The 13,199-nt window shown below is 60.5% G+C and carries 12 protein-coding genes; 8 read left to right on the top strand and 4 right to left on the bottom strand.

What is annotated here, in order from left to right; genetic code table 11:
- Positions 1-143: 143 nt before the first annotated feature.
- The 6 genes from AC5SEM_RS01455 to AC5SEM_RS01430 all read left to right on the top strand — a co-directional run bounded on the left by AC5SEM_RS01455 (position 144) and on the right by AC5SEM_RS01430 (position 6,824).
- Complete coding sequence (locus AC5SEM_RS01455; RefSeq protein WP_495472022.1) at positions 144-1,709, top strand: MBOAT family O-acyltransferase; 1,566 nt, start codon at positions 144-146, stop codon at positions 1,707-1,709.
- Positions 1,710-1,719: 10 nt separating this feature from the next.
- A complete protein-coding gene (locus AC5SEM_RS01450) occupies positions 1,720-2,895 on the top strand; it encodes an alginate O-acetyltransferase (protein WP_495472021.1) in 1,176 nt (391 codons plus the stop codon).
- 14 nt (positions 2,896-2,909) lie between these two features.
- Entirely contained in the window at positions 2,910-3,566 is a 657-nt protein-coding gene (locus AC5SEM_RS01445) for an alginate O-acetyltransferase AlgF (protein ID WP_007914291.1), read from the top strand.
- Positions 3,567-3,781: 215 nt separating this feature from the next.
- Positions 3,782-5,233 carry a mannose-1-phosphate guanylyltransferase/mannose-6-phosphate isomerase gene (locus AC5SEM_RS01440; RefSeq protein ID WP_495472020.1) on the top strand — a complete coding sequence of 484 codons (1,452 nt, stop codon included), beginning with the start codon at positions 3,782-3,784 and terminating at the stop codon, positions 5,231-5,233.
- A 265-nt stretch (positions 5,234-5,498) separates the two neighbouring features.
- Positions 5,499-5,963: a multidrug transporter gene (locus AC5SEM_RS01435; protein WP_077571208.1), complete on the top strand. Its 465-nt coding sequence runs from the start codon at positions 5,499-5,501 to the stop codon at positions 5,961-5,963.
- 36 nt (positions 5,964-5,999) lie between these two features.
- Positions 6,000-6,824, top strand: a complete 825-nt coding sequence (locus tag AC5SEM_RS01430) for an SDR family oxidoreductase (protein ID WP_495472019.1) — start codon at positions 6,000-6,002, stop codon at positions 6,822-6,824.
- Positions 6,825-6,941: 117 nt separating this feature from the next.
- On the opposite strand, the gene AC5SEM_RS01425 is transcribed toward AC5SEM_RS01430, so the two are convergent.
- On the bottom strand, positions 6,942-7,823 hold the full coding sequence (locus AC5SEM_RS01425) for a LysR family transcriptional regulator (protein ID WP_331695841.1): 882 nt from the start codon (positions 7,821-7,823) through the stop codon (positions 6,942-6,944).
- Between the two features lie 61 nt (positions 7,824-7,884).
- Here AC5SEM_RS01425 and AC5SEM_RS01420 point away from each other — a divergent pair, with 61 nt between their 5' ends.
- Both AC5SEM_RS01420 and AC5SEM_RS01415 read left to right on the top strand, forming a co-directional pair.
- A complete protein-coding gene (locus AC5SEM_RS01420; protein WP_495472018.1) occupies positions 7,885-9,303 on the top strand; it encodes an MFS transporter in 1,419 nt (472 codons plus the stop codon).
- Complete coding sequence (locus tag AC5SEM_RS01415) at positions 9,300-9,698, top strand: DUF4440 domain-containing protein (RefSeq protein ID WP_495472017.1); 399 nt, start codon at positions 9,300-9,302, stop codon at positions 9,696-9,698. Before AC5SEM_RS01420 ends, AC5SEM_RS01415 begins: the two co-directional genes overlap by 4 nt.
- A gap of 129 nt (positions 9,699-9,827) precedes the next feature.
- Here the strand turns inward: AC5SEM_RS01415 and AC5SEM_RS01410 are convergent, their stop codons facing one another.
- The 3 genes from AC5SEM_RS01410 to AC5SEM_RS01400 are packed head-to-tail and all read right to left on the bottom strand — an operon-like array spanning position 9,828 to position 13,087.
- Positions 9,828-10,694 carry an efflux RND transporter periplasmic adaptor subunit gene (locus tag AC5SEM_RS01410; protein ID WP_495472016.1) on the bottom strand — a complete coding sequence of 289 codons (867 nt, stop codon included), beginning with the start codon at positions 10,692-10,694 and terminating at the stop codon, positions 9,828-9,830.
- Between the two features lie 10 nt (positions 10,695-10,704).
- The gene (locus AC5SEM_RS01405) at positions 10,705-10,905 is read right to left on the bottom strand and encodes a DUF1656 domain-containing protein (protein WP_007914106.1); all 201 of its coding nucleotides are present in this window, start codon (positions 10,903-10,905) and stop codon (positions 10,705-10,707) included.
- On the bottom strand, positions 10,895-13,087 hold the full coding sequence (locus AC5SEM_RS01400) for an FUSC family protein (RefSeq protein ID WP_495472015.1): 2,193 nt from the start codon (positions 13,085-13,087) through the stop codon (positions 10,895-10,897). The genes AC5SEM_RS01405 and AC5SEM_RS01400 overlap by 11 nt, the downstream gene beginning before the upstream one ends.
- Positions 13,088-13,199: the final 112 nt, after the last annotated feature.

Raw genomic sequence — 13,199 nt, 5'->3', positions numbered from 1 at the left:
CTCCGGGAGAGGGCGGGGGGTGAGGGAAAGATTTCAAGGCCCTGCACAACCCTGACAGAAACACCGTTTCACCCCTCCACTACCACGGGGGGGTTGGGGGGGCTTTGGCCCTTGACTGTTGGTTCAAACATGGAGAGATCGGGATGGTATTTTCATCCAACGTGTTCCTGTTTCTGTTCTTGCCGATCTTTCTCGGCTTGTACTACTTGAGCGGGCAACGCTATCGCAATCTGCTGCTGCTGATCGCCAGCTATGTGTTCTATGCCTGGTGGCGTGTGGACTTCCTCGCGCTGTTCGCCGCCGTCACATTGTGGAACTACTGGATCGGCCTCAAAGTCGGTGCCGCCGGTGTGCGGACCAAACCGGCGCAGCGCTGGCTGTTGCTCGGCGTAGCAGTCGACCTGTGCATCCTCGGCTACTTCAAGTACGCCAACTTCGGCGTCGACAGCATCAACGCGATGATGACGTCGGTCGGTCTTGAGCCGTTCATCCTCACCCACGTGCTGCTGCCGATCGGGATCTCGTTCTACATCTTCGAGTCGATCAGCTACATCATCGACGTGTATCGCGGCGACACCCCGGCCACGCGCAACCTGATCGACTTCGCGGCGTTCGTGGCGATCTTCCCGCACTTGATTGCCGGCCCGGTTCTGCGTTTCCGCGACCTCGCCGACCAGTTCAACAACCGCACGCACACCCTCGACAAGTTCTCCGAGGGCTGCACGCGGTTCATGCAGGGTTTCATCAAGAAGGTCTTCATCGCCGACACCCTCGCGGTGGTCGCTGACCATTGCTTCGCCCTGCAAAACCCGACTACCGGTGATGCCTGGCTCGGCGCGCTGGCCTACACCGCGCAGCTGTATTTCGACTTCTCCGGTTACAGCGACATGGCCATCGGTCTGGGCTTGATGATGGGTTTCCGTTTCATGGAAAACTTCAAACAGCCGTACATCAGCCAGTCGATCACCGAGTTCTGGCGTCGCTGGCACATCAGCCTGTCGACCTGGCTGCGTGACTATCTGTACATCACCCTCGGCGGTAACCGTAAAGGCACGCTGATGACCTATCGCAACCTGTTCCTGACCATGCTCCTCGGTGGTCTGTGGCACGGCGCGAACATCACCTACATCGTCTGGGGCGCCTGGCACGGCATGTGGCTGGCGATTGAAAAAGCGCTGGGCCTGAACACCTCGCCGCGCAGCCTCAACCCGATCCGCTGGGCACTGACCTTCCTGCTCGTGGTCATGGGCTGGGTGATCTTCCGTGCCGAGAACCTGCACGTTGCCGGTCGCATGTACGGCGCAATGTTCAGCTTCGGCGACTGGTCGTTGTCGGAACTCAATCAGGCCAGCCTTACCGGTCTGCAAGTGGCAACTTTGGTTGTGGCGTACGTAACGCTGGCCTTCTTCGGTCTGCGCGATCTGTACACCAACCAGCCGCCGGCCAAAACCAGACCTGAAGTCAACGTCGAGGCCAACGGCCCTGCCACCGCGACCCCGGGAATGATCAAAGCAGCACCCGGCGAAAACCCGGCGAGCATCCACGAGCCTGGCTACACCGTCGGCGTCGAAGCCCAGGTGCAACCGGCCTACTGGAGCGCGGACTGGTCGCGCTATGTGATGCGCGGCTTGATCCTGCTGCTGTTCATCGCCTCGATTCTCAAACTTTCGGCGCAAAGCTTCTCGCCGTTCCTTTACTTCCAGTTCTGAGGGATCTGACATGACCCGCTCATTACGCATCTTCTACATCGCCCTGTTCCTGGTGACCCTGTTGGTCCTCGGTGTGTGGTCGGTTCGCAGCTTCTTCGGCTTCAGCACCAACGCCGATGCGACGGTACTCAACGGCCGCTGGACCAAGGCTGTGGAAACGCACTACGACGATGAATTCCCGATCAAGCGTCTGGGCACCAACCTCTGGGCCGCGCTGGATTTCAAACTGTTCAACGAAGGTCGTCCGGGCGTGGTGCTCGGTCGCGATCAGTGGTTGTACAGCGATGAGGAATTCAACCCGATCGTCAACGAAGAGCTGAACCTGCAAGGCAACTACGCGCTGGTCGAAGGCGTACGCCAGACCCTCAAAGAGAAAGGCGTGAAACTGGTGATGGCGATCGTGCCGGCCAAGGTTCGTCTGTACCCGGAGCATCTGGGTGAAGTGAAACCGGCGAGCATCCACGAAAACCTTTATCAGGATTTCCACCACCGCGTCGCGGCCGACAAGATCCTCGCCCCTGACCTGCTCAAGCCTTTCCAACAGGCCAAGCAGAACGGTCAGCAAGTGTTCCTGCGCACCGACACCCACTGGACGCCGGAAGGCGCGGAGATCGCGGCGAACACCCTGGCGAAAACCATCGCCGACAAGTTCCCGCTGAGCGGTGAGCCGCAGCGCTTCGTCACCACCCCGGCGGAGAAGGTCACGCACAAGGGCGACCTGCGCTTGTTCCTGCCGCTCGATCCGCTGTTTGAAAACCTGATGCCGGCGCAAGAGCCGCTGCAAAAGCGCAACACCGTCGCGGCCGACGATCAGCCTGCCGGTGACGACGCGCTGTTCGCCAGCAATGAAGTGCCGGTGGCACTGGTCGGCACCAGCTACAGCGCCAACCCCAACTGGAACTTCGTCGGTGCACTGAAACAAGCGCTGCACAGCGACGTGGTGAGCTACGCCGAAGACGGCCACGGTCCGATCCTGCCGATGCTCAGCTACCTGAAAAGCGATGACTTCAAGAACAGCCCGCCACAGGTGCTGATCTGGGAGTTTCCTGAACGTTATCTGCCTGTGAACAACGAAATCGGCGACGCCGACCCGCAGTGGGTCGCAGAGCTTAAACAAGCCGGCGCACGCCAACAAAACGTAGCAATCAACACTAAATCCGAGACGCCCGATCGGGCGCAAAACTGAAAGAGAGGTACACCATGACTTTCACTACTACTCCTCGTCGTCTCGCTAAAAGCTTCGCTCTGGTTGCTGGCCTCAGCGTGCTTTCCGTGCCTGCCTTCGCCGGTGGCGACGCCGCGCTCTACGGCCCGACCGCACCGAAAGGCTCGACCTTTGTGCGTGTCTACAACGCCAGCAACGCAGAAGTCAGCGCGACTGTCGGCAGCACCAACCTGAGCGACGTTGCGCCACTGGCCAGCAGCGACTTCAGCTTCATGCCGGGCGGTGATTACAGCGCCAAGGTCGGCAGCCAGACCCTGCCGGTGAAACTCGCCGGTGACCACTACTACACCCTGGTCAACAACGCTTCCGGCGCGCCGCAACTGATCGAAGAGCCGCCGTTCAAGAACAAGCAGAAATCCTTGGTGCGCGTGCAGAACCTCAGCGACAAGCCGCTGACCCTGAAGACTGCCGACGGCAAGACCGACGTGGTGCCGAACGTGGCCGCCAAGGGCCGTGGCGAGCGTGAAATCAACCCGGTGAAAGTCAGCCTGGCGCTGTACGAAGGTGACAAGAAAGTCGGCGACGTCAAACCGGTTGCCCTGGAGCGCGGTGAAGCCGCGGTGCTGTACGTCACCGGCAGCGGCAGCAGCCTGTCGCCAGTCTGGGTGAAACGCCCGGTATCGACTCGCTAACAAATTTTCCGAACTGACGCATTGCCCCATGTGGGAGCGAGCCTGCTCGCGAATACGGTCTGACATCCAACATCAATGTCGACTGATACGCCGCTTTCGCGAGCAGGCTCGCTCCCACCCTTGACCGGGTTGTCAGTTCGGATACGAGACAAAAACAAGAGTGAAACGACACAGCGTTCGTGCCTCTAACCAATCGATTTTATGGAGTAAACAATATGATTCCGGTGATCTTGTCAGGTGGTAGCGGTTCGCGTCTCTGGCCGCTTTCGCGTAAGCAGTTCCCTAAGCAATTCCTCGCCCTGACCGGCGAACACACACTGTTCCAGCAGACCCTCGAGCGCTTGGTGTTCGAAGGCATGGACACCCCGATCGTGGTCTGCAACAAGGATCACCGCTTCATCGTCAACGAGCAGTTGAGCAACCGCAATCTGGAATGCCAGCGCATCCTGATGGAACCGTTCGGCCGCAACACCGCGCCGGCCGTGGCGCTGACGGCGATGATGCTGGTCAATGAAGGTCGTGACGAGTTGATGCTGGTGCTGCCGGCCGACCACGTGCTGGAAGACCAGAAAGCCCTGCAACGCGCCCTCGCCCTGGCCACCGTAGCTGCCGAAAACGGCGAAATGGTCCTGTTCGGCGTGCCGGCGACCAAACCGGAAACCGGTTACGGCTACATCAAATCCACCGCCGATTCGCTGCTGCCCGAAGGCGTCAGCCGCGTTTCGCACTTCGTCGAAAAACCTGACGTCAAACGTGCCACCGAGTACGTCGAATCCGGCGGTTACTACTGGAACAGCGGCATGTTCCTGTTCCGCGCCAGCCGCTTCCTCGAAGAACTGAAAAAGCACGATCCGGACATCTACGACACCTGCCTGCTGACCCTCGAACGCAGCCAGCAGGACGCCGACACCATCACCTTCGACGAAGCCACCTTCGCCTGCTGCCCGGACAACTCCATCGACTACTCCGTCATGGAAAAAACCCAGCGCGCCTGCGTCGTGCCGTTGACCGCCGGCTGGAGCGATGTCGGTTGCTGGTCGTCGCTGTGGGAAGTCAACGAGAAAGACGCCAACGGCAACGTCACCAAGGGCGATGTGGTGATTCAGGACAGCAAGAACTGCATGATCCACGGCAACGGCAAACTGGTGTCGGTGATCGGTCTGGAAAACATCGTCGTGGTCGAAACCAAAGACGCCATGATGATTGCGCACAAAGACAAGGTTCAGGGCGTCAAGCAAATGGTCAACACGCTCAATGAGCAGGGCCGCAGCGAAACCCAGAATCACTGTGAAGTCTATCGTCCTTGGGGCTCGTACGACTCGGTGGACATGGGCGGGCGTTTCCAGGTCAAGCACATCTCGGTGAAACCGGGCGCGTGCCTGTCGCTGCAGATGCACCACCACCGCGCCGAACACTGGATCGTGGTCAGCGGCACCGCCGAAGTGACCTGCGATGAAAACGTGTTCCTGCTCTGCGAAAACCAGTCGACCTACATCCCGATCGCTTCGGTGCATCGCCTGCGCAACCCGGGCAAGATCCCGCTGGAAATCATCGAAGTACAGTCGGGCTCGTACCTGGGCGAAGACGACATCGAACGCTTCGAAGATATCTACGGTCGCTCCACCCCGATCGAACGTGGCGTGTCGGTGAAGACCATCGCGCAATAACGTTCAGTAGAACAAGAAGCCCCCGTCCAGCCCACTGCGTCCCCTATCCGCAGCGGGTTGGGCGGGGGCTTTTTTTGTCCTGATTCTGTGGCGCCTGAAATGGCCTCTTCGCGAGCAGGCTCGCTCCCACACTTGAAATGCATTCCCCTGTGGGAGCGAGCCTGCTCGCGAAGAGGCCCGGTCAGACACCGCAAGTCCCGATGCCCATCGCCAACCTCACCTACGCTTAGGTAGGATGACCCTCTCTCTCCTCGAGGTTGTGCGCATGTTCATCGGCATTCTGCTGGTCATTACCTGGTTGATCCTGCTGTTGCGCTACCCGGCCAAAGCCTTGCCGGTCTCGGTGGCGGCGGCGATTGGCCTGGGCTTTGTGGCCATGTGGGTGGTGTGGCTGGACAACCGCGAGATCAAGCAACTGGCGCGCCTTGAGATGCGTATCGCGTACGCCCCGGAGCAATGCCCGGCCGATCGTCCGTTGCAACTGAAAATGAAAAACGCCAACGACGTGCCCCTCACCGAGCTACGCTGGCGCATTGCAGCCTATGCGCCGGGCGACACGGTGAATCTGGCCGACAACCAATACACCGCGCCACGCTATCGCGGCCCTGGCGAACTGCAAGCCGGCGGCGAATGGGAAGACTGTCTGCCGATGCCGCCGCTGCGCCCCGGTTATCGCCCGCAAACCCTGGAGTTTCGCGCCGAGCGATTGCAAGGCAGTTTCTCCGACTGATCCCCTTCCCCACTCTATTTGCACAAGGAATGCGCCATGCCCGTTGCGTTGATTACCGGTTGTTCCAGCGGCATCGGCCGTGCCCTCGCCGATGCGTTCAAAGCCGCCGGTTTCGAAGTCTGGGCCAGCACGCGCAAGGCTGAAGATGTCGCGTTGCTGGCGTCTGCCGGGTTCACCGCCGTGCAACTCGACGTCAACGACAATGCGGCGCTGGAGCAACTCGGCGAGCGGATCAACCAGCAACACGGCGGCCTCGACGTGCTGATCAACAACGCCGGTTACGGCGCCATGGGGCCGCTGCTCGATGGCGGAGTGGCGGCGATGCAGCGTCAGTTCGAGACCAATGTGTTTTCGATTGTCGGCGTCACTCGCGCGTTGTTTCCGGTGCTGCGCCGGGCCAAGGGTCTGGTGGTGAATATCGGCAGTGTGTCCGGTGTGCTGGTCACGCCGTTTGCCGGTGCGTACTGCGCCTCGAAAGCAGCCGTGCACGCATTGAGTGATGCCTTGCGCATGGAACTCGCGCCGTTTGGTGTACGCGTCATGGAGGTTCAACCGGGGGCGATTCAATCGAGTTTCGCCAAGAATGCCGGGCATGAAGCCGAGCAGTTGATCAACGAGCAGTCACCGTGGTTTCCACTGCGTGAAGGCATCCGGGCACGGGCCAAGGCTTCACAGGACAAACCGACGCCGGCCAATGAGTTTGCGGCTGTATTGTTGAAGGCTGTACAGCAGAGCAAACCGCCACGCTTGATCCGCATCGGCAATGGCAGCCGCGCGCTGCCGTTGTTGGCGACGTTGTTGCCCAAGGGCTTGCTGGAATCGACGTTGATGAAGCGGTTCGGGTTGCGCGCAAAGCTCTGAGACCGGGTTGACGCTTTCGCGAGCAGGCTCGCTCCCACATGGGTTCTCTGTCATGCCGAAGATCCCCTGTGGGAGCGAGCTTGCTCGCGAAGAGGCCAGAAAATACACCTCAAACACTCAGCCCCAGCCCTTCATGAAATCAATGAACGCCCGTACTTTCAGCGGCAAATGCCGGGTGTCCGGGTACAGCGCATACACCCCTTGCGGCGCAAACCGGTAATCCACCAGCAAACGCTGTAACCGCCCCGCATCAAGATCGTCCTGAATCAGCCATTGCGGCAAAATCGCCACGCCTTGCCCGGTCAATGCAAACGCCCGCAGCGTCGCCGAGTTGTCCGCGACGATGGCGGTGGTTCCCGGTTTCGGCTGGTAGAAATGCTCTGTACCGGCCGGATCGGTCACGGTCAGTTCCGGCACCCGTCCATGCCCTAACGTCGGCATCGACTCCAGCGTGGCCAGCGTGACCACCGGCGCGAAGCGCTCGACCAACTCCGGCGCCGCCACGGCAAATATTTCGAACGTCGACAACTGCACCGCACGCAGATTGGAGTCGTGCATGCGTCCCAGCCGAATCGCCATGTCAAAGCGCTCGGAAATCAGATCGGCATGGGTCGAGGATGTGGACAGATGAATGTTCAGCTGTGGTTGCTGCTGGCGAAACACCTCAAGCGCCGGCACCACCTGAGCCAAGGCAAACTCGACCGTCGTGGTGATACGCAGTGTGCCCTTGAGCTGTGCGTGCTCCGAACGCGCTTCTTCGATCGCCAGCCGCGCCTCATCCAGCGTGCGCAGGCAGCGTCGATAAAAGCGTTCACCGGCATCGGTCAGCGCCAGTTGCCGGGTGTTGCGCGTGAGCAAGGTCACACCCAGTTCTTCCTCCAGGCGCTTGAGGTTGAAGCTGACCACCGCCCGCGTTTGCCCTAGCGTATCGGCAGCAGCGGTCAGCGAACCGGCCTCGACCACGGCTTTGAAGGTGTCAAAACGATCCAGGCTGACCATATCCACGGCACTCCTTGTCAAAATAATTTTGACAAACTAGCAGCCAAACCAGCGTTTTCCTATGAGCAGAAGCGCCCTAACCTGCACGTCTCATCACAGGGAAGCTGCCATGGCTTATCGCTCGAAAGTCGCGCTGGTGTATTTGTTGGGCTTCGCGCTCGACCTGCTGAACATGTTCGTCGCCAGCATCGCTTACCCCGACATCGCTCAACAACTGCACGCCTCGGTGACGCAACTGGCGTGGATCAGCAACGCCTACATGCTTGGTCTGACGCTGATCATTCCACTGAGCGTATGGCTGGCAACACGGGTCGGCGAACGGCGGCTGATCCTCGCGTCGCTGCTGTTGTTCGGCCTGGGTTCGGCGCTGGTGGCACAGGCCGGATCGATTGAAAGCCTGATTGCCTGGCGACTCCTGCAAGGCCTCGGTGGCGGACTGCTGCTGCCGGTGGGCCAAGCCCTGGCCTATCGACAATTTCCGGCGACACAACGCGCGCACTTCACCGGTGTGGTGTTGCTGGTGGCGCTGCTGGTGCCGGCACTGTCGCCGGCGGCCGGCGGGTTGATCGTTCAGGCATTGTCGTGGCGCTGGATTTTCTACCTGAATCTGCCGCTGACACTGCTCGCATTCGGGCTTGGCCTGCTCTGGTTGAAAGCCGATCAGCCCTTGCATGAGCGTCCGACGCTGGATGCCCGTGGCCTGCTGCTGGCGGCGTCGGCACTGAGTTTGTTATTGATCGCCGTCAGTCTGGTAAGCGACGCCAGCACCAGAGCACTCGGCATCATTGTTCTGATACTCAGCATCCTGATCCTGGGCCTTTACCTGCGCGATGGCTGGCGCAAACCCGGCGCGATCCTCGATCTGCAACTGATCAAGCACCCGTCGCTGCGTCTGGCGATGTTGATCTACTTGTGTGTGCCCGGGGTGTTCACCGGCACCCACATGATTGCCGTGTTGTACCTGCACACCCTCGGTGTCGGCGCGGCGCAGACCGGCGCACTGATGCTGCCGTGGGCCGTCGGTTCGGGCGTGGCGATCATGCTTGGCAAACGCAGTTTCAACCGCATCGGCCCCAAGCCATTGCTCAGCGTCGGCATGCTCCTGCAATGCCTGGGTATTGTTCTGCTGATGCGCATCGAACAACCGGCGAGCACACCGCTGATCATCGCCTACGCCCTGATGGGGCTGGGCGGCAGCGTGTGCAGCGTCACCGCCCAGACCTTGGCCTTCGTCGGCATTACGCCAGAAAAAATGGGCCACTCCAGCGCCCTGTGGAACATCAATCGCCAACTCGGTTTCTGCCTCGCGGCGGCGCTGCTCAGCTCACTGCTGGGCGCGTTGGGTGGTGACGGTTTCAGTGCCTGCTTTATCGCCGCCGCGCTGCTGACCGTGTTGCCAATGGTCGCCGTCCTGCGTTTCGACTCGACCCACGTGCTCGCACTATTGAACCCACCTGCCCTTGAGGAAAAAACTGCATGAATGACGCCACCCCCTACCTGGACGAGGTGATCCAGGCGCACGAAGCCATCGAACGATGGTTTGCCGTAGAAGAAGATGACGCCGCGCTGCAGCGATTGCTGGCGCGTTTTTCACCGCGTTTTTCCATGGTGACGCCGTTGGGCCGAGCGCTGGATGTCGATGCCTTGCGCCTGCTGTTCCAAGCCGCAGGCGGGCAGAAGAAAGGTTTCAGAATCCAGCTCAGTGAGTTACGCGTGATTGCCCTGCATCAGCGCGGCGCGACCGTGAGTTACCGCGAACAGCAGAGCGATGCGAGCGGTGCGCACACGGATCGGCGCTCGACGGTGGTGTTTGAAAAACTCGAATCCGGGCGGGTGTTCTGGCTGCATTTGCAAGAGACGTTTTGCAGTGAGTGAATGTTCGGCAGTTTCCTGAAATACCGAGCCGCCCTTATCGCGAGCAGGCTCACTCCTACAGGGGATCTGCGGTGTGACACAGATCCCCTGTAGGAGTGAGCCTGCTCGCGATGCAGACGACTCGATCCATCAGTTATCCATAGCGCTCTGATTTACCACCACCGTGCAAGTAATCCCCGCTGCCAACAAAACACCCTCCGGCACTTCATCAATATGAATCCGCACCGGCACCCGTTGCGCCAACCGCACCCAGTTGAACGTCGGGTTCACATCGGCAATCAACTCGCGGCTTTCCGGGTTATCGCGATCATAGATACCGCGGGAAATACTTTCCACATGGCCCTTGAGCACTTCGCCGCTCATCAACTGCATGTCGGCCTTGTCGCCCACTTTCACGTGGGGCAGTTTGGTTTCTTCGAAAAAGCCGTAAACCCAGAACGAATTCATGTCGACCACGGCCATTTTCGCCTCGCCGATGCGCGCGTAGTCACCGCGGTGCACGTTGAGGTTGGTCACATAACCGTCGACCGCCGCGCGCACTTCGGTGCGTTTCAGGTTGAGTTCAGCGGCTTCCAGTTGCGCCTGGGCGTGTTGGTAATCGGCCAGCGCGGCGTCGGCGATGTTGCTGGCGTCGTCGCGGTTTTCCTTGGAGATCACCAGGTTGTCGAGGTCGGCGCGGCGATGGGCATTGACCTTGCGCATCTCCCACGTCGACTTGCGCGAAGCCACCAGCGACTGCGCTTGTTTGACCGCGATACGGTAATGCTCGGGGTCGATCTGCATGAGCAAATCGCCCTTCTTCACCAGTTGGTTGTCGCGCACCGGCACATCGATCACTTCGCCAGTGACGTCGGCGGCGACGTTGATGATGTCGGCGCGAACCCGGCCATCGCGGGTCCACGGCGTGTTCATGTAGTGCTCCCACAACGTGCGGCCGATCCACAACGCCAGGGCCAGCACCAGCAGGGTCGCGAGCAGGCTGAAAAACTTTTTCATCAGATCGTTCTCAACGGTAGACAGTCAGCGCCATGGCGCCGAACAGACAGGTAAACAGACTCAGACGCAGCAGCGCCGGGTGCCAGAAAAAGCGGTACAGATCGAATCCGGACAAAAAACGATCCACCGCCCAGGCCAGCGCCGCAGCAATGAAAAACATCAAAGTCATGGTCGGCATGTACACGCCGTGGAAGGCGATTTCACGAGGCATGGGCAAGTCCTTCGGGCTTGGCGATGGCGTAGGCAGCGAGCGGTGATTGCGGGTCGAGCAGCGAAGTGCGGATAAAGTGCAGATAGCTCTTAACCCGACGCAATGCCGAGGTATCGAAGTGCGGCGCGAACGGTTCGTCAGTGGCCGCTACGCGACTGATCGCATGGTCGACCGCGACCAGTGCGCGTTCGAGATTGCTGGAGTTCGGTTGCAGGAACAGTCGCACCAACGCACGACCCATCACACGGATCGCTTGTCGCCATGGTTGCGATTCGGCATAGGCCGGGTGCACCGGCAGGATCGCCTGCTCCTTGCGCAGCTCGATGATCGCGTGGCCGACTTCCAGTACCACGAACATCCAGCGCAGCAGGTTCTTTTGCACCTTCGGCTCCCCAGCCGCCAGGCCGTAAGCCTGGTGCAGCAGATCACGTGTGCGGCTCTCGAAACTCGACGCCAGGCCTTTGAGTTTGCCGCTGATCGCGTAGACCACTTGGCCGCGCAGATCCTGCTCCAGACGCTTCCACAACCAGCGACTGTTCGGCGGCAGAATAATTGCCCCCGCCGCGGCGCAGACCAGCATGCCCATGACCATGGCGATGTAGTCGTTGATGAAGGTGTAAGGGTTGTAAATAGTCAGGTTGTCCGGCACCGAACCGGTGCTGAAGAAGATCAGCAAACCGAGGCCTACACCGGCGTATTGCGGCCGCGACGTGAGGAACGAGCCGAGGACGATCACCGGTGCGAGCATCACGCACAGCAGCGGGAAACCATCGATCCACGGGAAGATGAAAAACATCTCGACAAAGCCGATCAGGGCACCGAGAAACGTACCGCACGCCATCTGGAACGCCATGCGCTTCGGGTTTGGCGTGGCGGCCGAAAGACCCACGGTGGCGGCCGCAATCAGGGTCATCGTCGCGCCGCTTGGCCATGCGGTGGCGACCCAATAGCTGCCCAGTACAACCAGAATGAACGAGGCGCGAATGCCCGACGCAGCAGCCGCCCACCAATTGGTTTGCGGGGTGAACGGCTCGTCCCAGCGCTCACGTTCGTGGCGGTGATCGGCCAAGGATGCGTGGGTCTGTGCATAACTGTGCAAATCATCGACGAAGCGATAGAGCAGTTCGTAAGCGGTGTGGAAATCCAGTTGCTCGGCGTCGCTCGGCTCGGTTTCCTGGAAGATAGCGCGCAGGCTGCGCACGCGTGCCGGCAGGCCTTCCTTGTAGCTCGCCAGCGCTGTCGCCAAGCGCGCTGCATCGGGGCTGGTCAGGGCGCGACCACTGAAGCCGTCGAGCACTTCGGCGAGATCCTGCAGACCCGGTCTGATAGCGGCGACCACATGTTCTTCGCCATTGCCACGCAAGCGTTCAAGCAACTGATGCAGGGCGTTGAAGCGGGTGGTGATGCCCATGAACTCGCTGTTCAAGCGGCTCAGGCGACCGTTGCGCCGACGCATGTGCGGGTCTTCGAACACGGTCACGCTGCGCAGCCCTTCCAGCCCCACGGCTTCGGCGATAAAACGCACGTTGCTCGCCTCGAAAGACTCGGCTTTGCTGCGCCCGCGCAGGCCATCGGTGACGAACAGCGCGAACACGCCAAAGCGCTGATACAAGGCATTGCGCATGGCGGCGCTGGCGGTTTGCGGCAGGATCGCGGCGCTGACCAGAGTCGAGCAGAGAATCCCCAGGGAGATTTCCAGCACCCGCCACACCGCCGCCATGAACGCGCCGTCCGGGTGCGCCAGCGCCGGCAGCCCGACCATCGCGGCGGTGTAACCGGCGAGGACAAAACCGTAAGCACGGAAGTTGCGGCAACGCGCGGCACCGGCCGAGCAGATGCCGACCCAGATCGCCAGCGAACCGAGGAACAGTTCGGTGTTCTGCGCGAACAATGCGATCAGCGTGACCATCATCGCCGAGCCGGCCAACGTGCCGAGGAAGCGATAGAAACTCTTGGCGAACACCTGGCCGCTCTGCGGCTGCATGACGATGAACACGGTGATCATCGCCGTGCGCGGTTGCGGCAATTCCAGACGCATGGCCAGCCACAGCGTGAGGAATGCAGCGATCAACACCTTGAAGATGTAGACCCAGGTCACGCCATCGCTGCGCGCCCAGTCGAAAAAACCACGGCGCCATTCCAGGGAGTAGAGCCAGCGCAAAGGTGCGGGCAAGGGAGTCATTCAATTGTGCTCAATGAGATTCGGTCTGGTCGCAGAACCTGTGGGAGCGAGCCTGCTCGCGAATGCTTTTTCATATTCAACGTTGATGTCGACTGATAAACCGCTTTCGCGA

The sequence above is a fragment of the Pseudomonas sp. CH61 genome (assembly GCF_059429415.1).
Note: the sequence above shows the minus strand (reverse complement) of the source record. Positions and strands in the feature narration are given on the sequence as shown.